General features: G+C 66.8%; 20 protein-coding genes, 1 tRNA gene, 1 rRNA gene and 1 pseudogene. 10 read left to right on the top strand and 13 right to left on the bottom strand.

Annotated elements, in window-relative coordinates; translation table 11 throughout:
- Window positions 1–7 precede the first annotated feature (7 nt).
- From ychF to BLR75_RS23985, 6 genes and pseudogenes are all read left to right on the top strand, one after another.
- Complete coding sequence (gene ychF, locus BLR75_RS24005; RefSeq protein ID WP_084314620.1) at window positions 8–1,108, top strand: redox-regulated ATPase YchF; 1,101 nt, start codon at window positions 8–10, stop codon at window positions 1,106–1,108.
- A gap of 415 nt (window positions 1,109–1,523) precedes the next feature.
- Window positions 1,524–2,042: pseudogene (locus tag BLR75_RS24000) on the top strand (isochorismatase family protein); the annotation flags it as partial.
- 77 nt (window positions 2,043–2,119) lie between these two features.
- Window positions 2,120–2,284 (top strand): putative antibiotic biosynthesis monooxygenase, encoded by a 165-nt coding sequence (locus BLR75_RS26830; RefSeq protein ID WP_169720293.1) that lies wholly within the window; start codon window positions 2,120–2,122, stop codon window positions 2,282–2,284.
- Window positions 2,274–4,247, top strand: coding sequence for an amidohydrolase family protein (locus BLR75_RS23995; protein ID WP_084314622.1), 1,974 nt, complete (start codon window positions 2,274–2,276; stop codon window positions 4,245–4,247). The genes BLR75_RS26830 and BLR75_RS23995 overlap by 11 nt, the downstream gene beginning before the upstream one ends.
- Before the next feature lie 31 nt (window positions 4,248–4,278).
- Window positions 4,279–4,836 carry an OprD family outer membrane porin gene (locus BLR75_RS23990; protein WP_084314623.1) on the top strand — a complete coding sequence of 186 codons (558 nt, stop codon included), beginning with the start codon at window positions 4,279–4,281 and terminating at the stop codon, window positions 4,834–4,836.
- Between the two features lies 1 nt (window position 4,837).
- Entirely contained in the window at window positions 4,838–6,436 is a 1,599-nt protein-coding gene (locus tag BLR75_RS23985) for an MFS transporter (RefSeq protein WP_084314624.1), read from the top strand.
- On the opposite strand, the gene BLR75_RS23980 is transcribed toward BLR75_RS23985, so the two are convergent.
- From BLR75_RS23980 to BLR75_RS23960, 5 genes are all read right to left on the bottom strand, one after another.
- On the bottom strand, window positions 6,433–7,422 hold the full coding sequence (locus BLR75_RS23980) for a 2-hydroxyacid dehydrogenase (protein ID WP_084314625.1): 990 nt from the start codon (window positions 7,420–7,422) through the stop codon (window positions 6,433–6,435). The two genes, BLR75_RS23985 and BLR75_RS23980, sit on opposite strands and share 4 nt — an antisense overlap.
- A gap of 11 nt (window positions 7,423–7,433) precedes the next feature.
- Complete coding sequence (locus tag BLR75_RS23975; RefSeq protein ID WP_084314626.1) at window positions 7,434–8,726, bottom strand: MFS transporter; 1,293 nt, start codon at window positions 8,724–8,726, stop codon at window positions 7,434–7,436.
- A 68-nt stretch (window positions 8,727–8,794) separates the two neighbouring features.
- Complete coding sequence (locus BLR75_RS23970; RefSeq protein ID WP_084314627.1) at window positions 8,795–9,745, bottom strand: sugar kinase; 951 nt, start codon at window positions 9,743–9,745, stop codon at window positions 8,795–8,797.
- Window positions 9,738–10,517 (bottom strand): AP endonuclease, encoded by a 780-nt coding sequence (locus BLR75_RS23965; protein WP_084314628.1) that lies wholly within the window; start codon window positions 10,515–10,517, stop codon window positions 9,738–9,740. Before BLR75_RS23965 ends, BLR75_RS23970 begins: the two co-directional genes overlap by 8 nt.
- 66 nt (window positions 10,518–10,583) lie before the next feature.
- A complete protein-coding gene (locus BLR75_RS23960) occupies window positions 10,584–11,606 on the bottom strand; it encodes a LacI family DNA-binding transcriptional regulator (protein ID WP_084314629.1) in 1,023 nt (340 codons plus the stop codon).
- 220 nt (window positions 11,607–11,826) lie between these two features.
- Between BLR75_RS23960 and BLR75_RS23955 the strand changes: the two genes are divergently transcribed.
- Window positions 11,827–11,903: transfer RNA gene (locus BLR75_RS23955), tRNA-Met, on the top strand.
- A gap of 147 nt (window positions 11,904–12,050) precedes the next feature.
- On the opposite strand, the gene can is transcribed toward BLR75_RS23955, so the two are convergent.
- The 4 genes from can to BLR75_RS23935 all read right to left on the bottom strand — a co-directional run bounded on the left by can (window position 12,051) and on the right by BLR75_RS23935 (window position 14,710).
- On the bottom strand, window positions 12,051–12,695 hold the full coding sequence (can, locus tag BLR75_RS23950; protein WP_084314630.1) for a carbonate dehydratase: 645 nt from the start codon (window positions 12,693–12,695) through the stop codon (window positions 12,051–12,053).
- A gap of 56 nt (window positions 12,696–12,751) precedes the next feature.
- Window positions 12,752–13,204 carry a ribosomal protein S18-alanine N-acetyltransferase gene (gene rimI / locus BLR75_RS23945; protein WP_084314631.1) on the bottom strand — a complete coding sequence of 151 codons (453 nt, stop codon included), beginning with the start codon at window positions 13,202–13,204 and terminating at the stop codon, window positions 12,752–12,754.
- Window positions 13,201–13,980: an energy transducer TonB gene (locus BLR75_RS23940; RefSeq protein WP_084314632.1), complete on the bottom strand. Its 780-nt coding sequence runs from the start codon at window positions 13,978–13,980 to the stop codon at window positions 13,201–13,203. Before BLR75_RS23940 ends, rimI begins: the two co-directional genes overlap by 4 nt.
- 124 nt (window positions 13,981–14,104) lie before the next feature.
- Complete coding sequence (locus tag BLR75_RS23935) at window positions 14,105–14,710, bottom strand: hypothetical protein (RefSeq protein ID WP_084314633.1); 606 nt, start codon at window positions 14,708–14,710, stop codon at window positions 14,105–14,107.
- A gap of 207 nt (window positions 14,711–14,917) precedes the next feature.
- Here BLR75_RS23935 and mksB point away from each other — a divergent pair, with 207 nt between their 5' ends.
- The 3 genes from mksB to mksF are packed head-to-tail and all read left to right on the top strand — an operon-like array spanning window position 14,918 to window position 19,746.
- The gene (gene mksB / locus BLR75_RS23930) at window positions 14,918–16,162 is read left to right on the top strand and encodes an Mks condensin complex protein MksB (protein ID WP_090416158.1); all 1,245 of its coding nucleotides are present in this window, start codon (window positions 14,918–14,920) and stop codon (window positions 16,160–16,162) included.
- A gap of 60 nt (window positions 16,163–16,222) precedes the next feature.
- Window positions 16,223–16,915 (top strand): Mks condensin complex protein MksE, encoded by a 693-nt coding sequence (gene mksE, locus BLR75_RS23925; RefSeq protein WP_084314635.1) that lies wholly within the window; start codon window positions 16,223–16,225, stop codon window positions 16,913–16,915.
- The gene (mksF, locus tag BLR75_RS23920) at window positions 16,912–19,746 is read left to right on the top strand and encodes an Mks condensin complex protein MksF (protein WP_084314636.1); all 2,835 of its coding nucleotides are present in this window, start codon (window positions 16,912–16,914) and stop codon (window positions 19,744–19,746) included. The genes mksE and mksF overlap by 4 nt, the downstream gene beginning before the upstream one ends.
- A gap of 64 nt (window positions 19,747–19,810) precedes the next feature.
- Here mksF and BLR75_RS23915 read toward each other — a convergent pair whose 3' ends face one another.
- The 4 genes from BLR75_RS23915 to rrf all read right to left on the bottom strand — a co-directional run bounded on the left by BLR75_RS23915 (window position 19,811) and on the right by rrf (window position 23,633).
- Window positions 19,811–22,105: a PqiB family protein gene (locus BLR75_RS23915; RefSeq protein ID WP_084314637.1), complete on the bottom strand. Its 2,295-nt coding sequence runs from the start codon at window positions 22,103–22,105 to the stop codon at window positions 19,811–19,813.
- Window positions 22,098–22,721, bottom strand: coding sequence for a paraquat-inducible protein A (locus BLR75_RS23910; RefSeq protein WP_084314638.1), 624 nt, complete (start codon window positions 22,719–22,721; stop codon window positions 22,098–22,100). Before BLR75_RS23910 ends, BLR75_RS23915 begins: the two co-directional genes overlap by 8 nt.
- The gene (locus BLR75_RS23905) at window positions 22,708–23,364 is read right to left on the bottom strand and encodes a paraquat-inducible protein A (RefSeq protein WP_084314639.1); all 657 of its coding nucleotides are present in this window, start codon (window positions 23,362–23,364) and stop codon (window positions 22,708–22,710) included. The genes BLR75_RS23910 and BLR75_RS23905 overlap by 14 nt, the downstream gene beginning before the upstream one ends.
- A 153-nt stretch (window positions 23,365–23,517) precedes the next feature.
- Window positions 23,518–23,633 (bottom strand): 5S ribosomal RNA (gene rrf / locus BLR75_RS23900).
- Window positions 23,634–23,826: the final 193 nt, after the last annotated feature.

Genomic DNA, 23,826 nt, shown 5'->3' with positions numbered 1-23,826 from the left:
AGACAGCATGGGCTTCAACTGCGGCATCGTCGGCTTGCCCAACGTCGGCAAATCCACCCTGTTCAACGCCCTTACCAAGTCCGGTATCGCGGCAGAGAACTTCCCCTTCTGCACCATCGAGCCGAACAGCGGCATCGTGCCGATGCCCGATGCGCGCCTGAACGCGCTGGCGGAGATCGTCAAGCCGGAACGCGTGCTGCCGACCACCATGGAATTCGTCGACATCGCCGGCCTGGTGGCTGGCGCGTCGAAGGGTGAAGGCCTGGGCAACAAGTTCCTCGCCAACATCCGCGAGACCGACGCCATCGCCCACGTGGTGCGCTGCTTCGAAGACGAGAACGTGATCCACGTTTCCAACAGCGTCGATCCCAAGCGCGACATCGAGATCATCGACCTCGAACTGATCTTCGCCGACCTCGACAGCTGCGAAAAGCAACTGCAGAAGGTCGCCCGCAACGCCAAGGGCGGCGACAAGGAAGCCCTGGCGCAGAAGGCCCTGCTGGAAAAACTCATCCCCCACTTCAGCGAAGGCAAGCCGGCGCGCTCGCTGCTGAAGAACCTGGGCGACGAGGAGAAGCGCCTGGTGCGCAGCTTCCACCTGCTGACCAGCAAGCCGGTGATGTACATCGCCAACGTCGCCGAGGACGGCTTCGAGAACAACCCGCACCTCGACGTGGTCAAGGCCATCGCCGAGGAAGAAGGCGCCATCGTGGTGCCGGTGTGCAACAAGATCGAGGCGGAGATCGCCGAGCTGGAAGACGGCGAGGAAAAGGACATGTTCCTCGAAGCCCTCGGCCTCGAAGAGCCCGGCCTGAACCGCGTGATCCGCGCCGGCTACAGCCTGCTCAACCTGCAGACCTACTTCACCGCCGGGGTCAAGGAAGTCCGCGCCTGGACCGTCCGCATCGGCGCCACCGCCCCGCAGGCCGCCGCGGTCATCCACACCGACTTCGAGAAAGGCTTCATCCGCGCCGAAGTGGTCGCCTACGACGACTTCATCCAGTACAAGGGTGAAAACGGCGCCAAGGAAGCCGGCAAATGGCGCCTGGAAGGCAAGGACTACATCGTCAAGGACGGCGACGTGATGCACTTCCGCTTCAACGTCTAAGCCACCCCCGCTCCCGCCGGAACCGCTGGACAACGAACCCCCGAACGATTTCGATCTTCGGGGGTTTTGTTTTTCCGGCGGCGGTCAGTTCCAGGTACGGTAGAAAATCAGCAAAGGCTAAAACTGCATGAACCGGCCGCCGTCATGCGCAACGCCGATCAGGGACGCGCCGGTCATGTAGTCAGCGACAAGGAAGCAGTAACCATGCAGAAGAGCACAGAGGCCGCGCAACGCGGCTCGGGGAACGGATCGCACAGCTGGCAGCTCAGGGGCACCCGCTATGCGATCCAGCGCAGCCGGGAAGAGGCGCCGGACCCCGGCAGGATTCTCGACATCCCCTGCGCCGACAGCTTTTCGGTCATCGTCCAGTTCCAGGACTTCGCCGCGCACCGGCTATGGCGCGGCAAGCGCCTGGCGTTCAAGGGCGGCCATGCCAGGGAAAGCCTGTCCATCGCCTACCTCGGCGACGAAGTGCGCTGCCAGCTTCTCCGGCCCCATCTTCGACGAGATCCGTTCGGTCTTCCCCGACCACACGCCGATCGACCGCACCACCATGAACACCTGGGAGGATGAGCGCATCGCGGTCGAGGTGAACAGGTTCGGCAAGGACAAGATCGTCTTCGCCGGCCTGTGGACCTCGGTATGCATCGTCGGCCCCGCCCTCTCGGCGCTGGACCAGGGCTTCGAGGTCTACGTGATCGCCGATGCCTGCGGCGACGTTTCCGACGAAGCCCACGAGCGCGCCATGGAACGCATGATCCAGCAGGGCGCCCGGCCGATGACCTCCCTGCAGTACCTCCTCGAACTGCAGCGCGACTGGGCACGCGGCGAGACCTACGACGAAACGGTGCAAACCTCCGTCGCCCACGGCGGCGCCTACGGTCTGGGCCTGATCTACGCCAAGACCATGTTCAACGCCTCCGAAGGTCACTGAGCGGATGCGCCGGCTATCCGCCGGCGCACTCCCCATCACCGACTAGCATGCACTGATCGCCTCCACGGAGTACCGCCATGGATGCCGAAAAGCCCAACGATGTGGTGACCCTGCTGGTGCGCCATCGCCTCCACCCGGGAATGTCCGACGACTACGAACGCTGGCTGCGCCGCACGGTGCAGACCGCCAAGGGCTACCCCGGCCATGGCTCAACGCGCGCTGAGGTGTGCCATGTCCGGTGAACCTGAAAACCCCAGTCGGCGGCAATTCCTTGTCGCCTCGTCCGTGCTTGGCGCCGCCGGAGCGCTGTGGTCCGCGCTGCCAGGGCTCGCCAATGCACAAAGCGAAAAGTCCGGAGTCCCCATGAACGCCGATCTGATCCTGCACAACGGCCGCATCCACACGGTGGACCGGCAGAAACCAAGCGCCACCGCCGTGGCGATCAAGGACGGCAAGTTCGCCGCCGTCGGCAGCGACGCCGAGGCCATGGCCTTGCGCGGCGAGGCAACGCAAATCATCGACCTGAAGGGCCGCACGGTCATCCCCGGGCTCAACGACTCGCACCTGCACCTGATCCGCGGTGGCCTCAACTACAACCTCGAACTGCGCTGGGAAGGCGTGCCCTCGCTGGCCGACGCCCTGCGCATGCTCCGCGAGCAGGCCGAACGCACGCCGACGCCGCAATGGGTGCGGGTGGTCGGCGGCTGGAGCGAATTCCAGTTCGCCGAAAGGCGCCTGCCGACCCTTGACGAACTCAACCAGGCCGCGCCGGATACCCCGGTGTTCGTCCTCCACCTGTACGACCGCGCCCTGCTCAACCGCGCCGCGCTGAAGGTGGTGGGCTACACCCGCGACACGCCGAACCCGCCCGGCGGCGAGATCCAGCGCGACGCGAAGGGCGAGCCCACCGGCATGCTGATCGCCCGGCCCAACGCGCTGATCCTCTACGCGACCCTGGCCAAGGGACCGAAGCTGCCGCTGGAGTACCAGGTCAACTCGACCCGCCAGTTCATGCGCGAGCTGAACCGCCTCGGCATCACCAGCGCCATCGACGCCGGCGGCGGCTACCAGAACTACCCCGACGACTACCAGGTGATCGAGGAACTGGCGCAGCAGAGCCAGCTCAGCGTGCGCATCGCCTACAACCTGTTCACCCAGAAGCCGAAGGAGGAACTGGCCGACTTCCGCAACTGGACCTCCAGCGTGAAGTACGGCCAGGGCACCGACTTCTTCCGCCACAACGGCGCCGGCGAGATGCTGGTGTTCTCCGCCGCCGACTTCGAGGACTTCCTCGAACCGCGCCCGGACCTGCCGTCGAACATGGAGCCGGAGCTGGAAGCGGTGGTGCGCCACCTGGTCGAGCAGCGCTGGCCGTTCCGCCTGCACGCCACCTACGACGAGTCCATCTCGCGCATGCTCGACGTGTTCGAGAAGGTCGACCGCGACATCCCGTTCAACGGCCTGCCGTGGTTCTTCGACCACGCCGAAACCATCTCGCCGAAGAACATCGAGCGGGTGAAGGCCCTCGGCGGCGGCATCGCCATCCAGGATCGCATGGCCTTCCAGGGCGAGTACTTCGTCGAGCGCTATGGCGCCAAGGCCGCCGAACACACCCCGCCGATCGCCCGCATGCTCGCCGAAGGCGTGCCCGTGGGCGCCGGCAGCGACGCCACCCGGGTCTCCAGCTACAACCCCTGGACCTCGCTGTACTGGCTGGCCAGCGGCAGGACAGTGGGCGGCCTGGAGCTGTATCCCCAGGCGCTGTCGCGGGAAACCGCGCTGGAGCTGTACACCCACGGCAGCGCGTGGTTCTCCAGCGAACAGGGCAAGAAGGGGCAGATCAGGGTCGGCCAGCTCGCCGACCTGGCGGCGCTGTCGGCGGACTACTTCAGCGTCGAGGACGAGGCGATCAAGTCCATCGAGTCGGTGCTGACCGTGGTGGACGGCAAGGTGGTCCATGCCGCGGCCGAATTCGACAAGCTCGGCCCGCCGCAACTGCCGGTGCTGCCGGACTGGTCGCCGGTGGCGAAGGTGCCGGGCCACTGGAAGCCCGTCGCCGCGCCGCTGCAGGCCGCCGTGCACCAGTGCGCCGGAGCCTGCGCGGTGCATGGCCACGGCCACGAGCGAGCGCGCCAGTCCAACGTTCCGGTGAGCGACTACCAGGGCTTCTGGGGCGCCTTCGGCTGTTCCTGCTTCGCCTTCTGACCAGCGCGAGCGAGCCGGCCACCCGGCTCGCTTGCTTGCCAGGGAGACCGGCCGGCATGGCAGTGAAAGCCCAACCTCTTGCCCTGCTGGCGCCACGTACACCGGCGACTCGCCGTTCGGCGCCGCGCTCTATGCCTCGCAGTTGGACGACACCTGGCGCCAGGGCTATCTCAACCTGGGTTACCGGCAGGACGCCCTGACCCTCGATGGCAACCTCTACCGGACGCTCGACCAGGGCGACGCCCGCGCCGGCGCCACCGACACCCTGGCCTGGAGCCTGCTGGCGAAGTACCGCATCGGCAACCAGGCCCTCACCCTCGCCTTCCAGAAGGTGCGGGGCGACACGCCGTTCGACTTCGTCGGCGGCGACTCGATCTACCTCGCCAACTCGATCAAGTTCGCCGACTTCAACGGCCCGCACGAGCGCTCCTGGCAGGCCCGCTACGATCTCGACCTGGCCCCGCTCGGCGTCCCCGGCATGACCTTCATGACCCGCTACGTCAGCGGCCGCGGCATCGACGCCCAGGCCGCCGCCGACATCGACCGTCTATACCTGATTCTCGAATACCCCCTGAAAGGCTGGTTCTGACATGACCGCACCCACCACCTCGCCCTGGAGCCCACTGCGCCAGGCCACTTTCCGCTGGCTGTGGCTGGCCAGCATCGCCTCCAACATCGGCACCTGGATGCACGAGGTCGGCGCCGGCTGGCTGATGACCTCGCTCTCGGCCAGCCCGCTGAACGTGGCGCTGGTGCAGGTGGCCGGCTCCCTGCCGATGTTCTTCCTGGCGCTGCCGGCCGGCGCCCTGGCGGATATCGTCGACAAGCGCCGCTACCTGCTCGGCGTGCAGTTGTGGATGGCTGCAGTGGCGACCCTGCTGGCGGCGCTCACCCTGCTCGGGCTGACCACGGTCTGGCTGCTGCTGGCGCTGACCCTGTGCATGGGCATCGGCACGGCGCTGATGATGCCGGCCTGGAGCGCGACGACGCCGGAGCTGGTGGGCAAGGACGAACTGCCGGCGGCGGTGGCGCTGTCCAGCGTCGGGGTGAACCTGGCGCGGGCGGTCGGCCCGGCCATCGCCGGGGTGCTGGTGAGCCTGGTCGGCCCCTGGCTGACCTTCGCGCTGAACGCGGTGTCGTTCTTCGCGGTGATCGGCGTGCTGCTGGCCTGGAAGCGCGAGACCAGCCCGCCGGTGCTGCCGGCCGAGCGCCTGTTCGGCGCGCTGCGCGCCGGCTGGCGCTACAGCCGCAGCTCGCGGCCGCTGCAGGCGGTGCTGATGCGCGCGCTGGCGTTCTTCATCGGCGCCAGCGCCGGCATGTCGCTGCTGCCGCTAATCGTGCGCGGCGAACTGCAGGGCAGCGCCACCGACTTCGGCCTGCTGCTGGGCAGCGTCGGCGTCGGCGCGGTGGCCGGCGCCGCCCTCCTCCCGAACCTGCGCCAGCGGCTCGGCAGCGAGCGCCTGATGCTGCTGGCCAGCGTGCTCTACGCGCTGGTGCTGGTGGCCCTGGCGCTGCTGCGCAATCTCTACCTGCTGGTGCCGGTGATGCTGCTCAGCGGCGCGGCCTGGATCGCCGTGCTGTCCAGCCTGCAGGTGGCGGCGCAGACCTCGGTACCGGGCTGGGTGCGGGCGCGGGCGCTGGCGGTGTACATCCTGGTGTTCTTCGGCAGCATGGCCGCCGGCGGCACCCTCTGGGGCCTGGTCGCCAGCCGCCTGTCGATCCCCGTCGCGCTGCTCGGCGCCAGCCTTCTGCTGCTGCTCGGGCTGGCCGCCGCGCTGCGCTTCCGCCTGCCGGTCACCGCGGCGGAAGACCTGGCGCCCTCGCTGCACTGGCCGGCGCCGATCCTCGCCGAAGGCATGGATCATGAGCGCGGGCCGGTGGTGGTCGCCCTCGAGTACGACATCGATCCCGCCCAGGCGCCGGCCTTCCAGGCCGCCATGGTTGACGTCCAGGGCATGCGCCGGCGCAACGGGGCGATTTCCTGGAACCTGGTGCAGGACAGCGAGAACCCGCGCCTGTGGCTGGAGTTCTTCATCGACGAATCCTGGCTGGAACACCTGCGCCACCACCAGCGGGTCACCCGCGGCGAACTGCGGATCGAGGCGGCGGCGCGGCAGTTCCAGACGCCCGGCGTGGAAATCCGCATCCGCCACTACCTGCAGGGCGCGGCGGAGCGGCTTGCACGCTAGGTTGCCGTGCGTGCTCTCCAGGCCACCGGGTTCACCAGGTTCGCCGGTCGCTCGCCGGCCAGCGCGGCGAGCAGGTTATCCACCGCACAGCGCGCCATCGCCTCGCGCGTCTCGTGGGTGGCGGAGCCGATGTGCGGCGTCGCCACCACGTTGTCGAGACGCAGCAGTGGCGAGTCCGCCGCCAGCGGCTCGCTGGCGAACACGTCCAGCCCGGCGCCACGGATGCGCTGCTGGCTGAGCGCCTCGATCAGCGCCACCTCGTCCACCACCCTGCCGCGGGAGATGTTGACGAGGATGGCGCCGGACTTCATCAGGGCGAGTTCGCGGGCGCCGATCAGACCTTCGGTGGCGGCGGTCAGCGGCAGCGTCAGGCAGACGAAATCCGCCTGCGCCAGCAGTTCGTCCAGGCCGAGATGGCGGGCGCCATAGCGCGCCTCCACCTCCGGCTTCGGCCGCTGGCTGTGGTACAGCACGCGCATGCCGAAGCCCGCCTGGGCGCGCCGCGCCAGCGCCTCGCCGATACGCCCCATGCCGACGATGCCGAGGGTCTTGCCCTGCACGTCGCAGCCGAAATGCTCCGGCCCGAGGTTGGCCTGCCAGTGTCCGGCGCGCACCCAGCCGGCCAGCTCGACGACCCGCCGCGCGCTGGCGAGGATCAGCGCGAAGCCGGTGTCGGCGGTGGTTTCGGTGAGCACGTCGGGGGTGTTGGTGAGCAGCACGCCGCGGCGGGTCAGCTCGTCGATGTCGTAGTTGTCCACACCCACCGACACGCTGGACATCACCTCCAGTTGCGGCGCCAGGTCGAGCAGGCCGGCGTCGATCCGCAGGCTGGCGCCGAGCAAGCCGTGGGCGCCGGGCAGTACGTCGCGCAGGCGGGCCAGGCCGTCGCGCTGCGGATCTTCCACCAGGGTCATCTCGACATGCGCCTGCAGGCGCGCCATCAGTTCGGCGGAAAGGGTCTTGTAGAGGACGACACGTTTCTTCATGCCAGGGCTCCTTATTGGCTCGTCGCCAGGCGCGGTTCACGCCCCTTGGCGCGGCCGGAATTCGACGAGGGATTGAGGACGGCGGTGAGCACCACGGCGACCAGCAGCGCGCCGCACATGAACAGGTAGGACGCGCCCGGCCCGCCGGTGGCGCCGTTCAGGTAGCCGACCAGCCAGGAACCGGCGAACGAACCCAGCGCGCCCATGCTGTTGATCAGCGCCATGGCGCCGCCGGCGACGTTGCTCGGCAGCACTTCCGGCACGATGGCGAAGAACGGCCCGTAGGGCGCGTACATGCAGGCGCCGGCGATCACCAGCAGCGCGTAGGACAGCCAGAAATGCTCGCCGCCCAGCGCATAGGAGCCGTAGAACGCCAGCGCGGCGATCAGCAGCGGCGGCCAGACGAAGCGCTTGCGCCGCTGCAGGCGGTCCGAGGCCCAGGACACGCCGATCATGGCGATCACCGCGGCCAGGTAGGGCAGCGCCGACAGCCAGCCGGCCTCGACGATATCGAGGTTGGCGGCCTGCCTGAGGATCGACGGCAGCCACAGCACGAAGCCGTATACGCCGATGCTCCAGCAGAAGTACTGCAGCGAGAGGATGATCACCTTGGGCGAGCGGAACGCCTCGCGGTAGTTCTTCACCGGCTTGATGCCCTGCTGCTCGGCGGCCAGGGCCTGTTCCAGGCGGGACTTCTCCTGCTCGCTCAGCCAGTCGGCCTGGGCCGGGCGGTCATCCACCAGGCGCCACCAGAAGAACGCCCAGATCACCGCGGGCAGGCCCTCGATGATGAACATCCAGCGCCAGTCGAACTGCTGGATCAGGTAGCCGGACACCACCGACATCCAGAGGATGGTCACCGGGTTGCCGAGGATCAGGAAGGTGTTGGCCCGCGAGCGTTCGGCGCGGGTGAACCAGTGGCAGAGGTAGATCAGCATCGCCGGCATCACCGCCGCCTCCACCACGCCGAGCAGGAAACGGATGACGATCAGCAGGCGCACGTCGCTGACCATGCCGGTCAGCGTCGCCAGGCCGCCCCAGAGGATCAGGCTGGCGAAGATCAGTTTTTTCACGCTGCGCTTCTCGGCATAGATGGCGCCGGGAACCTGGAAGAAGAAGTAACCGAGGAAGAACAGCGCGCCGAGCAGCGAGGACAGCGCCGGGGTGATCTGCAGGTCGTCGGCCATCCCGGAGGCGGCGGCGAAACCGTAGTTGGCGCGGTCGAGGTACGCCAGGCTGTACGTGATGAACACGATCGGCATGATGTACCACCAGCGGCGCGGGGCGAGGCGGGTCGTTTGCATGGTTTTCTCCTGAGCTTCTTGTTCTTGTGGCAACAGGCGCCGGCCGGGCCGGCGGATTTTCGAGGGAATCAGGCGCTCCTGCGCTGGCTGTGCTCCGTCAGTTCGTGGCGGAGGGGCAGCCCTTCCATGTCGCCGCGGGACTGCACCGCCCGGCTGCCGCACCAGGCGCCGCGCGCCACCGCGTCCGGCAGGCCGCGGCCTTCGAGCAGCGCGCTGACCACGCCGACGGCGAAGGCGTCGCCGGCGCCCACGGTGTCCACCACCTTCGGCACCGGAACGGCGGGCACCCAGCCGTCGCCGTTGCAGCTGCGGAAGTAGGCGCCGGCACCGCCCAGCTTGATCACCACCAGCTCCACGCCCCGCTCCAGGTAGAAGGCGGCGATGTCGGACGGCTCGTCGCGGCCGCTGAGCAGGCGGCCTTCCTCCAGCCCCGGCAGCACCCAGTGCGCCTTGCACGCCAGCGCGTTGATCTCGCGGATCATGCTGGCGCGGTCCGGCCACAGCGAGGGGCGCAGGTTGGGATCGAAGGAAACGCTGCGGCCGGCGGCGCGCATGGCATCGATCAGGGCATGGGAAAGCTCCCGGCAGCTCGGCGACAGCGCCGGCGGAATGCCGGTGGCGTGCAGATGGCGCGCCTGCAGCAGCTGCGGACGGATCAGCGCCGGCGACATGCGGCTGGCCGCCGAATTGCGGCGGAAATATTCCACCGCCGGGTCGCTGCCGTCGTCGCAGCGCGCCTTCATCTGGAAGCCGGTGGGATGCGCCGGGTCGATCTCCACGGACGCGCAGTCCAGCCCTTCCTGGCGCAGGCTGGCGAGCACGAAGCGACCCAGCGAATCGTCGCCCACCCGGCTCAGCCAGCGCACGCTGAAGCCGAGCCGCGACAGGCCGATGGCCACGTTGCTGTCGGCGCCGGCGATGCGCTTGCCGAACTGCGCCACGTCCGCCAGTTCGCCGGTCTGCTCGGCGACGAACATGGCCATGGTTTCACCGAAGCAGAGCACGTCATGTTCACGCATGGCTCACCTCCCGCGCATGGCCGAGACGGGCCAGGCGCTCGACCTGGGCGCGGGTCAGCGCCAGCAGGTCATCGCCGTCCAGGGGATATTCGACGGCGCGCGTCACGCCGGGCCTGAACCAGCCCAGCAGGCATTCCCATTCCTCCAGATCGGCCGCGTCCGGCGGGACGGCGACCAGGCGGCCATCGGCGCGGTGGCGCACGGCCTTGCAATGCACGTAGCGCACCCAGCGCCCCAGCTCGCGGGCCCCCTGCTGCGGGGATTCACCCTGCCAGTGCCAGTTGCCGATGTCGAAGGTCATCCCCAGCGGCAGCGCCAGCTCCTCGGCGCGCCGGAAGAACTGCAGCAGCGGCTCGATGCGCCCGCCTTCCTGGGTCTGGTCGTTTTCCACCAGCAGCGCGGGCCCGTCCTCTTCCAGGAATGCGTACAGCGCCGCGACATCGCAGCCCGCACAGTAGTGGCCCAGCGAGACTTTCAGCGCCACGGCGCCAAGCTCACGCGCCAGCTCCAGCCGGCCGGGCAGGCGCGGGTCCAGCTGGCCTTCGGCGGTCCACAGCGCCAAGGGCGAGGAGTACAGGCACTCCAGCTGCAGCGCGCGCATGGCGGCGGCAAGCGCCGCGGTGTCGGGCGCGGCGTCGAAGAGTTCCTCGCGCAGCTCGGCCCGGGTCACGCCGGCACTGGCCAGCAGGCCGAGGAAATCCTGCTGGCCGCGCTGCCGGACCAGATCGGCGCCGTAGCTGGAAAGGCTGATGGAAACGGGGCTCGGGAGCATTGTTGTTATTCCTCTGAAACCGGTTTCATTTTCGACCGAACGCAGGATGCAATCGCCTCCTGCGATTCAGTCACGTGGGTGGGTGGAACCTCGGATGATGAGTTCGGCCTTGAAGTCGATCCGGCTCGCCGCCGCGCCCTCGCCGCGCAGCCGCTGCAACAGGCATTCGAACGCCGCCACGCCGATGCGCTCGATGGGCTGGGCCAGCGCCGTGATGCCGCTGCCGACCAGGGGATACCAGTCCAGTTCGTCGAGCGCGATCAGCCCGACATCCTCGAACAGCCGGCAGCCCAGCTCGCGCAGGGCCCGGGTGGCCGCCAAGGTGGCCACGCCGTTGCAGGTGAAGATCGCCTGCGGCCCGTGGCCGCTGGAGCCGAGGAAGGCGGACAGGCGCGTTTCCAGGTCGCCGGAAATTTCCAGCACCTGCCCGCGCATGCCCGGACGGCGGTCGATGGAGATATTGAATGCCTGCACGCGTTCGAGACGGGAACTGGTGCCGTCGAGCGCTTCGCTGACCGCCAGGATGTCGCGGTAGCCGCGTTCCTGCAGGTGATCCAGGGCCTGCTCGATGGCATCGGCGTTGTCCAGGCCGACCAGATCGACATTCAGCTCGGGCAACTGGCGATCCACCAGGACCATGGGAATCTCGCGATGCAGGCTGAGCAGCTCGCCGGGATGGTGGCCGAGGGTATTCACGATCAGCCCCTCGACGTTGTAGGACTGCAGCGCCACCAGATGATGGCGCTCCTGCTCGTCGTCGCGATTGGTGTTGCACACCACCAGGCTGTAGCCGTGCTGGCGGCAGGCGGTTTCCACGCCATGCATCACCGCGACCGAATAGGGATTGAGGATATCCGCCACCAGCATGCCGATCAGCCGCGTCTGCCCACGCTTCAAACCGCGGGCCATCTGGTTCGGACGATAACCGAGACGGGCGATGACTTCCTCGATGCGCTGCGCGGTGGCATCGGCCAGCAACTGGCGGTCGCCGCCGATATAACGGGACACCGTCGCCTTGGACACCCCAGCGGCCCGCGCCACTTCACTGATGGTCACCCGCTCGCGAGCAGGGGAAGGCATGTCGTTCATCGGTGGTCCCGTTGTCGTTGTTCTGTGGGTCGATCTATGAAACCGGTTTCAGAAAACTAGGCGAGCCCCACCGACCTGTCAATCCCCGGATTTCCCCCTGGCACGGCCACCCGCCATCAGCCGACGATCGGCATCCTGCCTAAACGATTGAAAGATCAGAAAATTATCGAAGAAAGGGGGTTGACACACCCCGGAAAGATACGGAAAATGCGCGCCACTCGGCTACATAGCTCAGTCGGTTAGAGCGCAGCATTCATAATGCTGATGTCCCAGGTTCAAGTCCCGGTGTAGCCACCATCTCCAGAAAGGGAGTCAGCGCAAGCTGACTCCCTTTCTGCTTTGGGCGACTGACTACATCGCATTCACGCCCCACCTTCCCTCCCGCACAAAAAAGGCCCCGCATCCGCGAGGCCCCGTTTCAACACTACCGCACTCTCAGCCCTACTACTCCATCGGCCGCAGCCGATACTGCGGCGGAAGCTGCTCCAACCCGCTCACTGTCACGTTGAGGTCCTTCCAGCGGCCGTCCTTGATGCCGTAGATGCAGCCGTGCACGGACAGCGGCTGGCCGCGGTGCCAGGCGTTCTGGATGATGTTGGTGTGGCTGACGTTGGCCACCTGCTGGATCACGTTGAGTTCGCAGAGGCGGTCGACGCGCTCTTCCTCGCTGGCGAACTGGCTGAGGTGGTCGCGGTATTCATAAGCGAGGTCGCGGATGCTGCGCAGCCAGCCGTCGATCAGGCCGAACTGGCGGTCCTGCAGGGAGGCGCGGACACCGCCGCAGCCGTAGTGGCCGGTGACCAGGATGTGTTTCACCTTGAGTACGTCCACCGCGTACTGGATCACCGACAGGCAGTTGAGGTCGGTGTGCAGCACGACGTTGGCCACGTTGCGGTGGACGAACAGGTCGCCGGGCAGCATGCCGACGATCTCGTTGGCCGGCACGCGGGCGTCGGAGCAGCCGATCCACAGGTACTCGGGAGCCTGCTGGCGCGCCAGTTTGGCAAAGAAATCCGGGTCTTCCTGATTGATCGCCTCGGCCCAGCGGGCGTTGTTCTCGAACAGCTGTTGCAGGTCGCTATCGCTCATCATTAGTCCTCCAGTTCGCTGCGGCACCTTACACAAGAGGGCGCCTCGTGGCGAGTTCAGTCGAACAGGGTGCAGGCCATGACCAGGGCATCTTCCCGGCCATCGACCGCCGGATAGTAGCCGCGGCGGCGGCCGACTTCATTGAAACCGTAGCGCTCGTAGAGTCGGTAGGCCGACTGGTTCGACTCGCGCACTTCGAGGAAGCACTCCACCGCGTTCTGCTCGCGGGCGCTCTGCATCAGGTGTTCGAGCAGGCGCAGGCCGAGGCCGCGGCCCTGGCTTTCCGGCTTGACGGTGATGTTCAGCAGGTGCGCCTCGTCGAGGATGATCTGGATGACGCCGTGCCCCACCTGCTGGCTGCCTTCGAACATCAGCCAGCAGCGATAGCTCTGCAGGGCGTCCTGGAAGATGCCGCGGGTCCAGGGATGGCTGAAGGCGGCGTATTCGATCTTCAGTACGGTTTCGAGATCCGCCTCGGTCATCGGGCGGAAGGAAATGGCATCGGTCATGCTTCGCTACGACTCATCCAGCGCTGCCGCACGCGGCGCATGGCGCGCCAGAGTTCGGCCTTGAGCGACGGCTCTTCGATCAGGCTTTCCAGCCCCGGTACGGCCCAGACGGCACCAAGGCCGTCGACCTGCAATTCACGGTTGAACGCCTTGGCATCGGCCTCGCCGGCGAAGCGTACCGCCGGCAGCCCCACCAGCCACAGGCAGGCGCACGGGCCGCTTTCTTCCAGTCGTGCGGCGACGAAGCCCTGGACGAAATCCCGCGCGGCCTGCGGTCCCTGGTCCATGGCGCCATTGGCGAACAGCGGCCAGCGCACCGGTTCGCCGAGGTGTTGCGGGCTGTCCGGCAGGCCGGCCGCGCGCAGCAGATCCTTCAGCAGCAGATAGGCCGGATCGCGGCTGCCCAGCGGTTCACCGGTGGGCAGCTCGACCAGCAGGGCGCATTCGCCGGCCCGCAGCAGTTGCAGGGCGAAGCGCGGCGGCGGTTCGGCGGGCGCACGCGGTTGCACGGGCTCGCTCGCCGGTTCGACTGGAGGCTTGGCAGCCACCTTCGGGGTCACGACGGGAAGCGGTGGGCGCTCCTGCACGGTTTTCGCGACGACTTCCGGCTTCCGCGGCGCAATCACCGGCGCTTCGGCCGGTTCGACCTTTTCAGGCTCGGGCGGCGCGAGCAGTTCCGGGCGCGACGGCGCGGCGAACGGCAGCGCCACGCGTGGCAGCCAGGAGGCGACCTGCATGGCAGCGAGATAGGCGCGGCGGCGGGCTTCTTCGATCAACGGGGTACCTGTGAACGGAATTCGGATGCGCGGCGAGACGGCGGCATCGAGACAAGGGCGAATTGTGGCGTGAAACGCGCGCCACGGAAAGGCCGCGGGCCGCGCCCGGTCGGAAGGAGCGGATTCAGGCGTGGCGGAACAGTCCGATCAGGCAGTCGGCGATGGTGCCCTTGACCGCCTCCAGGTTGACCCGCGAGCGCGAAGCCAGGCGCGCCGGGTTGAGCCGGTGCAGGTGCAGCGACGGCAGCCGCGCCTCGTACTCGCGCAGGTCGCCCTTCACCAGTACCGGCAGGAAGTGCTCGCCGCGCATGCGGTAGCGGTTGATCAGCAGCTTCAGGCCATCCTGGAACGGCTTCTCGGTGGATGCGGCCAGCCGGTGCGTGCCGGGAATCTTCATATACAGGCCGTTGCGGCCCATGGTCTCGCCCGGCAGCAGGTGGATGCCGGTCGGCTCCACGGCGTCGGCCGGAATGTCGTGGAAGGTGCCGAACCAGGCCTGCTCGTCGGGCAGGATGGTGATGCCGCCGCCCGGCTGCTCGGGGATCACGAAGCTGTAGCGGCTGTAGAGGGTTTCCACGTAGGGCGAATAGATGCACAGCCGGCTCTCGAAGCGACGCAGGAAGGCGATCGCCTCGCTGCGATCGACGATGGCATCGAGATCCCAGTCGAGATCGCTGAGTTCTTCCAGTTCGGCCCAACGGGCGGTGGCGAGAGCGGCGTCGTAGGTCATGGTGCGAGTTCTGCTGCGGACCCGAGCGGACTCGCAGAAAACATGCCAGGAATTTCGGACAATTCCGGCATTCCCAGCGTGAAGCACATCACAACCCACCGGGCGCCCCGTCGCAAAGTGCCGCGTTTCGTCACCCGGTCGGCCAGCACCGGACCTTTGCAGTACAATCGGCGCCTTTCTTTGCCTGGCACAACGAGCGGCTTTCCGATGATCGATCCCCGACGCGTACTGCGTGCCCTCGCCGAACACTGGCCCCTGCTGGAACCGCTCTGCGAGCGCTTCGACAGCGGCACCCTGGGCCTGGCGGAACTGCGTGGCCAACTCGGCGCGCAACTGCCCGACAGCACCCCGGCGGACATCACCGCCCTCCTCGACCAGTGGATCCGCCTGGACATCCTGGTCCCGGTGGCCAAGAGCCCCAATCGTTTCGAACTCAACGCGCAAATCCACGACTTCCTCGCATACCTGCGTCAGGAACACCGCCTCGGCCTGTGCCTGGAGATCGAGGCCTACCTGCGCCACCTGGAACGCCTCGCCGGCTACATCCGCGACGCCTTCGAAGTGCGCGACGGCCAGGACCTGGCGCGCCAGCTCCGTCTGCTCGACATGCGCGTGCGCGACGTGCTGAAGAAGCTGGACAACGACGAGCAGGCGCTGGTCGCCGTGGCCGAACGGGCCAAGACCAGCGACCGGCAGATTCCGCTGCGCCAGCGCTATGCGGAAGTCCTCGCCACCTGGGACGAATACGTCGAGCCGATGATCCAGCTGGTCAGCGCCGACGGCGCCTTCGAGCAGGGCGTGCGGCGTGTCGAGCAGGTCCTGCTGCGCCTGCTCGGCGAACAGGCGCGGCTCGGCCAACTGGTGGACGACGACCTGCTGCTGCGCACCCACGCGCGCATCCTCGAGATGCAGACCACCGCCCAGTTGACCCTGCGCCGCGCCCGCGAACTGCTGCTGCCGCTGCGCGAGGAAGCGCGCCGGCACAACGCGATCACCCGCGGCGCGGCCATGGCGCTGTCGCTGATCCGCCGCAAGGGCCTCGACGCCGTGCCGCAGGCCGCCCTGCCGCTGTTCACCCGGCCGCAGAGCAACTTCCTCGGCAGCGCTTCGCAGGTCGAGAGCTACGTCTTCGCCCTGGCGCGCTTCCAGCCCAAGCCGGCGCACTTCCCCAAGGCCAGCGGCTCGCGCAAGAGCGACGGCCCGCAGCGCGCGCCACGCACCGCGCGGGAAATGCTCGACCGCTGCCAGGCCGCCCTGCCGCTGCCGGACCTGATGCTCTGGCTGGTTGAGCAGGAACCGGAGGGCGCCACCGACGAGTTGCTCTACTGGTTCTCGCGCCTGTCCCGCGACGGCCGCTTCCAGCGCGAACGCCTGGAGCGCCGCGACTACCTCACCCGCGAGCACCAGCTGAACCTGTGCTCCTACGCGCTGGTCAGCCCCGAAAATGCCTGAGGCCCGCGCCCTGAAAACCTCGGCGGAAAACGCCCCACGGAATTCCCTGCGAGTGACCGCATGAATATCGACCTGAAAGAACTCACCCAGCTCGCGCCGATCTTCCGCGAGCTGTTCAAGGGCTTCCACATCAGCCGCCGCGACCCGGAGCTGTACAGCCAGCTGTCCAACCAGCAGGACCAGTACCGCACGCTGTTCCGCGCGCTGGGCTTCGAGCTGGTCTGCGACACCCGCGGCTTCTATTACTTCGTCCCCGAGCAGATCGGCGCGCAGGTGAACAAGACCGCCCAGCGCCTGGCGCTGTTCACCTTCATCCTCGTCGAACACCTCGCCGACCAGGGCCGCGACCCGCTTGCAGTGCTCGACGGCGGCAGCCTCGGCCGCGACGAACTGCCGCCACTGCTGGAGAAATACCGCGACCTGTTCCTCCAGGCTGAAGTGACCACCCAGGAAGAACTGGAAGAGAAAGTCATGCGCCGCCTGACTCAGCTCGGCTTCGCCGCCGAGGAAAGCGGCGTGTACCGCTTCCTCCCGCCGATCCACCGCTTCCTCGACGTCTGCCTCTCCGTGCAGCAGGACCGCGATCTGGCCGCGAGCCTGCACGCCGGCGAACTGGAACTGGCGGCGCCGGTGCTGCAGGAAGAAGAGGATGACGCGCCGCTGGCCATCGACCTCGACGAGGAAAGCGACGAAGACGCCCTCGCCCGCGCCATCGCCGAAGAACAAGCAGCCGAGCTGGAGGCTCAGGAATGACCCAGGAACGCTACGGAATCCGCCGCTTCGCCCTGCTCAATACCGCCGGCTACAGCCTCGGCATCTTCCCGCTGGAGCAGCCGCTGTCGGTCTACGGTGCCAACAACCTCGGCAAGAGCGCCTCGATCAACGCCCTGCAGTTCCCGATCCTGGCGCGGATGTCGGACATGAGCTTCGGCAAGTACAGCCTGGAGCAGTCGCGCAAGTTCTACTTCGCCACCGACACCAGCTACATCCTCATCGAACTGCAACTGCCCCACGGCCGCCACGTGATCGGCTGCGGCGGGCGCGGCCCGGGCGGCGGCTTCGGCCACCAGTTCTTCGCCTACCAGGGCGAACTGGACCTCGACCACTACCAGAAGAACGGCACCTGCCTGCGCCTGCGCGAACTCTACGCCAGCCTGGAACGCGCCGGCCTCAAGGCCTACGAACTGAAGCCGGACGAGCTGCGCCGCCTGCTGGTCGGCGGGCACACCTCGATTCCGCTGGACCTCACCCTGATCCCGCTGCGCTCCACCAGCGAGCAGAGCCTGAAGACCTTCCGCGCGCTGTTCATCAACCTGCTGCACATGCGCGAGATCACCGCGGCCAAGCTCAAGCAGCTGTTCCTCGACGCCTTCGAGCACAGCCTGCGCTCCGGCAGCGTCGACTACATCGCCGCCTGCGAGGAAGCCTTCCGCGACGTGCGCCGCATGGAAGGCGACTACCAGGCGCTGGTCGCCGCCGGCCCTCTGGTGGAGGCGCTGGCCAATGGCGTGGCCCAGCGTGAATTCCTGCGCGGCAAGATGCATCGCCTGTCGCCGCTGCTCGACAGCCTGCTCGGCACCTGGGAAGACTATTCCGGCGCGCGCAAGGAAGAGCTGGTCATCCAGTCCGAGCACTATCGCCGCGAGCAGGACGGCCTGCAGAACGAACAGCGTGGCAGTACCCAGGAACTGATGCGCCTGGAGCGCGAGATCAGCGAAGCCCAGCGCTGGGTGGGCGAACTGGCGGTGCTGAAGAATCGCTTCGCCCTGGTCGAGGACGCCAAACAGCTGGAGCAGCAACTGCTCGCCGCCAAGGATGCCCACGACGAACTGGCCGGCGCCCTGGCGCACTCGCGGCAGTTCTCCAGCGAGGACCTCGACGAGCGCGTGCGCGATCTGGAGAAACGCCTGAAAGGCGTTCGCCAGCAGCTCGAACACGCCGACAACAACAGCTATGCCCGCCTGCGCGAGGAGTTCTCCCAGCAGGACGTGGAACGCCTGATGCGCCTGTTCAACGGCGCGCTGTTCAGCCTGCCGCTGGGCGAAAAGGGCGTGAGCCTCGATGAAGACGGCCAGTGGGTAGCCAGCGTCGAGAAGATTCTCGACGGATTCAAGGGCGAGCGCTTCGAAGTGCCCGGCCTGTCCATCGACCTCAGCCATATCGAACCGCCGGCCCTGCAGGCCCTCGCCGACCGCGCCGCCCTGCGCGACCAGAAGGAGCGCCTGGAGAAGGAACTGAAGCAGCTCAAGGCCCAGCAGAGCGTGGCCGCCGACCGTGGCGCAAGCAAGGCGCAGGCGGACAGGCTGTATCAGGAAGTGCTCGACGCGCAGAAGGCGCTGGAAGACTTCCGCCGCAGCCAGACTCTTTCGGCCGAGGAACCAGCCAAGCTGGAACAGCTCGCCCAGGCGGAAGCCGCCCAGGACGAACTCAAGCGCTCGGCCGACGCCTTCACCGAACGCGTCCAGCAGCTGTCCGCCAAGCTGCAACTGGTCGGCCGCCAACTGGCCGATCTGGAAGCCAAGCAGCGCACCCTCGACGATGCCCTGCGCCGCCGCCAGCTGTTGCCGGCCGACCTGCCGTTCGGTACCCCCTTCATGGAGCCGGTGGACGACTCGCTGGACAACCTGCTGCCGCTGCTCAACGACTACCAGGACACCTGGCAGCAACTGCAGCGCATCGACGGGCAGATCGAGGCGCTGTATGCCCAGGTCCGTCTGAAGGGCGTGGCCAAGTTCGACAGCGAGGACGATCCGGAGCGCCGCCTGCAACTGCTGATCAACGCCTACGCACACCGGCAAGACGAGGCCCTGACCCTGGCCAAGGCGCGCCGCGCGGCGGTCACCGACATCGCCCGGACCCTGCGCAACATCCGCAGCGACTACGACAACCTCGAACACCAGCTGGCGCTGTTCAACCGCGAGATCAACCGCCGCCAGGTTTCCAACCTGCAGAGCTTCCGCATCGTGCTGGCGCCGAACCGCGAGGCGCTCAGGCACATCGACCAGATCATCCACAGCGCCGGCCAGTACGAGGAAGGCGAGAACCTCTCGGTGTTCGACCTGACCCAGAGCGCCGAGCAGGATGCGAAGAACGAGGAAGCCAAGGACTACCTGTCGCGTCTGGTGGCGGCGAACAATAACCAGCTCGGCCTGAAGGACCTGTTCGAACTGGCCTTCGAGATCACCAAGGTCGGCGGCCAGCCGATCGTCCACACCGACATCGACGGCGCCGCGTCCAACGGCACCACCATGACCATCAAGGCGCTGACCAACATGTACCTGTTGCTGCACCTGATGGACCGCGAGCAGGCCGGCCGCGTGCGCCTGCCCTATTACCTCGACGAGGCGGCGGACATCGACGAGCGCAACCAGTCGGCGCTGCTGGAGACCAGCCTGCAACTGGGCTTCGTGCCGATCCTGGCCAGCGTGAAGCCGCAGGTTTCGGCAGAAGTGGCGATCGATCTGGAAGGCGGCAGCGGCCCGAACGGCATCTACATCGACGAAGCGGACTGGAAGTACATCCGCCGCCGCGAGCCGGAGAAGGTAGCGGTCAGAGCCGAAGAAGAAAGCGCCGAGCCGGCGTAAACGACAAGGGCCGCAATGCGGCCCTTGTTCATGGGGGCGGTTGCACCCGCCTACTCGGGTGCGATTACTTCGCCCCCAACCGGATCTTCGGCGCCCACTGCAGCCATTCCTCGTTGGCCTCGTCGAACAGCGCGAAGGTCTGCCCTGGCCGCGCCAGCGCGCCCATCTCGGCATTGTTCGGCGTGGCGAACGCCACCCCACCGCTGAGGATGGTCTCGATCGACTCGGTGCGCACCTTCACCCCCTTGAACAGGCTGGCGTCCACGCCCACCCCGCTGGCGTTCCAGAAGCGGCTGCCGCTGCGCACCAGCGCCGCGTAGCGCGGCTCGATGAGGATGTGGATAAGTACCCGGTCGCCCTGCTCGCCCAGTTCGAAGGAGGTCACCTTGCCGACCTGCACCTCGCGGTAGGTCACCGGCACGCCCGGCTTCAGCGATCCACGCCGCGGGGCGCTGAGCACCAGGCTGAGGCCCTTTTCCCGGCCCAGCAGGTTCGGAGCCTTGGCGAGAAGATCGAAATGCTCCCTGCGCTTGCCCGGCTTCGAGGCCGGCAGCACCTCGATGTATTGACCACCGACCAGGGTGCCGAGGTTCTCCACCCCGGACAGCCCCACCACCGGCTTGACCGCCCAGAACTGGGTGCCCTCCCGGGCGATGACACTCTCGGCCTTGGTGATCCGTGCCTTCAGGATCACTCCGCTGAGGTTCTTCTCCAGGGCGATATCTTCCACCTTGCCGACTTCGAGTCCCTTGAAGCGGATCGGAGCGCCGACATTCAGGCCGTCGGCGCTGGTCGCGCAGATTTCCACCAGGGTTCCCTGCGCCAGGGCCATGTCTTCCTGGTCGAACAGCACGAAGCGCCGCACTTTCGTGACCGGGGGTGCCTTCGGATTCGGCGTGTCGAAGGCGATGCCGCCGGTGATCAGGGTCTGCAGCGACTCGCTCTTCACCTGCACGCCACTCAGGTTGCCGGTCAGCGTGATGCCGCTGACGTTCCAGAAGCGCGTCGAATCGTTCACCAGATGCGCGTATTCCGGTTCGATGTGCACACCGATCACCACCCGCTTGCGGTCACGCGACAGTTGGTAGCTCTGCACGCTGCCGACTTTCAGTTGGCGATAGAGAATCGGCGTGCCGACTTCCAGCGAGCCGAGCTTGTCGCTGGTGAGGACGAGGTGCAGGCCGGGGGAGTCCAGGTTCAGCGGCGGGGCCTTGGGGCGAATGGCGAAGTCGCGGGTAGGCGACCCTTCCTTGGCGAAACGCACCGCGATGTAGTTGCCCTTCACCAGGGCCTCGAGGCCGGTGATGCCGGCGAGGGAAATGCTCGGCTTGACCACCCAGAACTCGGTGCTGGTATTGAGCAGTTCGTCGGTGCGCGGGTCCATGGACAGCACGGCGGTCGCGCCGCTGAAGTCCTGGTTCATGTTGATGCTCTTCACCGTGCCGACCTGCACGCCGTTGTAGATCACCGGCGTGCTGCCCGGCGTCAGGCCACTGACGTCGGTGACCTTGAGGTTCACGCTGAGGCCGGCCTGGGCGGCGTCGAAGTCCTCGTAGAGGCGGAACGGCTTGCTCGGGTCGGTGGGCGGGCTGTCCGGATAGTTTTCCGAGGTGGCGAAGGCAATGCCGCCGGCGGCGATGCTCACCAGCGACTCGGTGCGCAGTTTCAGGCCGGACAGGCTGCCGCTCAGGCTGATGCCGCTGGCGTTCCAGAAGCGCGTGTGCTTGCGCACCAGGTTCGCGTAGGCCGGCTCGATATGGATCTTCACTTCGACGATCTTCTGGTCATCGGCCAACTGGTAGCTCTTTACCTGGCCGACCTTGATCTGCCGGTAGTACACCGGGCTGCCCTGCTCCAGCGAGCCCAGGCGCTCGGCACGCAGGGTCAGGTGCAGCCCGGGCAGGCTGTCGGAGAGCGGGGGCGGCTCCATCAGCGCGGTGTATTCAGTATGCAGGGGTCCCTGCACCGGATCGATGGCGATATAGATGCCGGACACCAGGGTTTCCAGGCCCGTCACCCCGGCCAGCGAGACCCGCGGCTTGACCAGCCAGAAACGGGTGTCCTTGCTCAGGTAGGGAGCGGCTTCCTTGCGCATCTCGATGGTCGCGATCACGCCCTTGACGTCGGTGGTGACATGCAGGTCGGTGACCTTGCCGATGGGAATGCCCTTGTAGACCACTTCGGTCTTGTTGACCTGGATGCCGTTCCCCGTTTCGAAATGCACCTGGATATCGACGCCGGCCTGGTCGTAGGCCCTCCAGGCAAGCCAGGCGCCGATCGCCAGGGCGATCAGCGGGAGAATCCAGATCGCCGACCAGTTCGAGGTCTTGCGGGTCTTCGGGGCGGGCAACTCACTCATTGGTTTCGTCCGTGTACGTGTTATCCCAGATCAACCGGGGATCGAAGGTCACTGCGGCCAGCATGGTGATCACCACCACGCTGGCAAAGGCGGCGGCGCCGAGATTGGCTTCGATGCTCGCCAGATTGCCGAAGTTCACCAGGGCGACCAGGGTGGCGATGACGAAGATGTCCAGCATCGACCAGCGTCCGATCCATTCGATGAAGCGGTACATCACGATCCTCTGCCGCGCCGACATCGGCTGGTGGCGCTGCACCGAATAGAGCAGCAGCGCGATGCCGACCAGCTTGAAGGTCGGCACCAGGATGCTGGCGATGAACACGACCGCGGCGATGGGGATCATGTCCGCATGAATCAGTTCGGTCACACCTTCCATGATGGTCGCGGGCATCCCGGCGCCCAGGAAGTTGACGGTCATGATCGGCAGGACGTTGGCCGGGATGTAGAGAATCGCCGCGGTGATCAGCAGGGCCCAGGTCCGGGCGATGCTGTTCGGCCGGCGCTCGTGCACCAGCGCGCCGCAGCGGCTGCAGTGCACGGGCTCGTCATCGGCAGTGCGCCGGTTGAGCTGATGGCATTCGCCGCAGACCAGGATTCCGGCGTCAATGGCCCGCATCGTCGGCCTCCCCGGAAAGCAGCTCCCAGATCTGGTGCTCCGACATGGTCACTTCGAGCCATACCTGCGAGAACAGCAGAGCGACGAAGCAGGCCAGCCCGAATCCGGGGTGCAGTTCGGCCAGGTCCAGCAGCTTGACGATGGAAACCAGGATGCCCATCAGATACACCTCGAGCATTCCCCATTCACGCAGGTAGTGATAGCTGCGATAGAGCATCATGCCCAGACCGCGCCCGACGCGCAGGCGGATGCTCAGCAGCACGTACAACTGGCAGAGGAGCTTCGCCAGCGGAATCAGCATGCTGCACAGGAAGACCAGGACGGCGACGCCTTCCATGCCCGATCGGAACAGGCCGAGGACGCCACTCCAGACGGTGTCGGTGCTGGTCTGGCCGAGAATGGTGATATGCATGATCGGCAGGAAATTCGCCGGGATGTACAGCAACAGGGCGGTCAGCACCAGCGCCAGGCAGCGCTTGACCATGTGCAGCCGGTGAGCGGCGAGTTCGAAGCCGCAGCGCGGGCAACTGGCCTTGTGCCCCGCTTCCAGATGCAAACGCCGCATCAGCAGATCGCATTCGTGACAGGCGACAAGCTCCTCCAGCGGCAGGTCCTTCAGGGCACCACTTTCGACATCGGACATGGATTGGCTCACTCGCGTTTATCGCTATTGTAGATGAGCGCACCGGCAATCGAAGGTAATGGGACGAATCCGGCAACGGGCTCGTATTGCACTTTTTTTCGCGCGCAAAAGCAAAACCCCCGGCCATCGCTGGCCAGGGGTTTCGGGATAGGTGCTTGACGATGACCTACTCTCACATGGGGAGACCCCACACTACCATCGGCGATGCGTCGTTTCACTGCTGAGTTCGGGATGGGATCAGGTGGTTCCAACGCTCTATGGTCGTCAAGCAATTCTTTCGGACGCTCGTGGCTTTCGCTCACGCTCATCCAGATTCGGGTATGTGATGTAATTTGCGGTTCTCACGAACTTTCGGTTCGTCGACTTCACCATCACCGCACAATCTTCTCAGATTGCTTGGGTGTTATATGGTCAAGCCTCACGGGCAATTAGTATCGGTTAGCTCAACGCCTCACAGCGCTT

It is taken from the genome of Pseudomonas jinjuensis (assembly GCF_900103845.1).
Lineage (GTDB): Bacteria > Pseudomonadota > Gammaproteobacteria > Pseudomonadales > Pseudomonadaceae > Pseudomonas > Pseudomonas jinjuensis.
The sequence above is the reverse complement of the archived record's forward strand: the minus strand, read 5'-3'. Positions and strand labels throughout refer to the sequence as shown.

Bases quoted from the DNA above. Each gene is read 5' to 3' on its own strand.
- BLR75_RS23975 (WP_084314626.1), bottom strand. From the start codon at position 8,726: ATGCAAACGACCCGCCTCGCCCCGCGCCGCTGGTGGTACATCATGCCG.
- BLR75_RS23910 (WP_084314638.1), bottom strand. From the start codon at position 22,721: ATGCGGGCCATTGACGCCGGAATCCTGGTCTGCGGCGAATGCCATCAG.
- BLR75_RS23970 (WP_084314627.1), bottom strand. From the start codon at position 9,745: ATGCGTGAACATGACGTGCTCTGCTTCGGTGAAACCATGGCCATGTTC.
- mksE (WP_084314635.1), top strand. From the start codon at position 16,223: ATGAATATCGACCTGAAAGAACTCACCCAGCTCGCGCCGATCTTCCGC.
- BLR75_RS23935 (WP_084314633.1), bottom strand. From the start codon at position 14,710: ATGACCTACGACGCCGCTCTCGCCACCGCCCGTTGGGCCGAACTGGAA.
- BLR75_RS23915 (WP_084314637.1), bottom strand. From the start codon at position 22,105: ATGAGTGAGTTGCCCGCCCCGAAGACCCGCAAGACCTCGAACTGGTCG.
- BLR75_RS23985 (WP_084314624.1), top strand. From the start codon at position 4,838: ATGACCGCACCCACCACCTCGCCCTGGAGCCCACTGCGCCAGGCCACT.
- BLR75_RS23965 (WP_084314628.1), bottom strand. From the start codon at position 10,517: ATGCTCCCGAGCCCCGTTTCCATCAGCCTTTCCAGCTACGGCGCCGAT.
- BLR75_RS23980 (WP_084314625.1), bottom strand. From the start codon at position 7,422: ATGAAGAAACGTGTCGTCCTCTACAAGACCCTTTCCGCCGAACTGATG.
- mksF (WP_084314636.1), top strand. From the start codon at position 16,912: ATGACCCAGGAACGCTACGGAATCCGCCGCTTCGCCCTGCTCAATACC.
- can (WP_084314630.1), bottom strand. From the start codon at position 12,695: ATGAGCGATAGCGACCTGCAACAGCTGTTCGAGAACAACGCCCGCTGG.
- mksB (WP_090416158.1), top strand. From the start codon at position 14,918: ATGATCGATCCCCGACGCGTACTGCGTGCCCTCGCCGAACACTGGCCC.
- BLR75_RS23995 (WP_084314622.1), top strand. From the start codon at position 2,274: ATGTCCGGTGAACCTGAAAACCCCAGTCGGCGGCAATTCCTTGTCGCC.
- BLR75_RS23905 (WP_084314639.1), bottom strand. From the start codon at position 23,364: ATGTCCGATGTCGAAAGTGGTGCCCTGAAGGACCTGCCGCTGGAGGAG.
- BLR75_RS26830 (WP_169720293.1), top strand. From the start codon at position 2,120: ATGGATGCCGAAAAGCCCAACGATGTGGTGACCCTGCTGGTGCGCCAT.
- ychF (WP_084314620.1), top strand. From the start codon at position 8: ATGGGCTTCAACTGCGGCATCGTCGGCTTGCCCAACGTCGGCAAATCC.
- BLR75_RS23960 (WP_084314629.1), bottom strand. From the start codon at position 11,606: ATGAACGACATGCCTTCCCCTGCTCGCGAGCGGGTGACCATCAGTGAA.
- rimI (WP_084314631.1), bottom strand. From the start codon at position 13,204: ATGACCGATGCCATTTCCTTCCGCCCGATGACCGAGGCGGATCTCGAA.